This is a genomic window from Kitasatospora phosalacinea, assembly GCF_000716545.1.
GTDB lineage: Bacteria > Actinomycetota > Actinomycetes > Streptomycetales > Streptomycetaceae > Kitasatospora > Kitasatospora phosalacinea.
Genome location: NZ_JNWZ01000206.1, coordinates 1 through 270, shown reverse-complemented (window position 1 = coordinate 270; position 270 = coordinate 1). Strand labels below are relative to the sequence as shown.

1 pseudogene is annotated in these 270 nt (G+C 70.4%); it reads right to left on the bottom strand.

Annotated features, from left to right (window positions below):
* Window positions 1-270 (bottom strand): annotated as a pseudogene (locus tag OO48_RS34165) (M4 family metallopeptidase); the annotation flags it as partial.

The following is a 270-nucleotide window of genomic DNA, read 5'->3' as shown; positions in this document are numbered from 1 at the left end:
TGACGGTCACGGTCAGCTTGTCGTACGCGGTGCTGCCGGTCTCGGCGGTGTCGATGTGCAGCCAGTAGCTCAGCGTGGCCTTGCAGCCGGCCGGAACGGTGACGGTCTGCGAGAGGCTGTCGGTGTGGGCGGAGCCGTAGCCGTCCATCCACGCCTTCCAGGAACCGGAGTGGGCCGCCTCGGAGGAGGAGTTGTCGACCACGCCGGAGGAGGCGGTCCAGGGGCTGGCGCTGCCGGTCTCGAAGCCGGGGTTGCCGAGCAGCTGGGCGG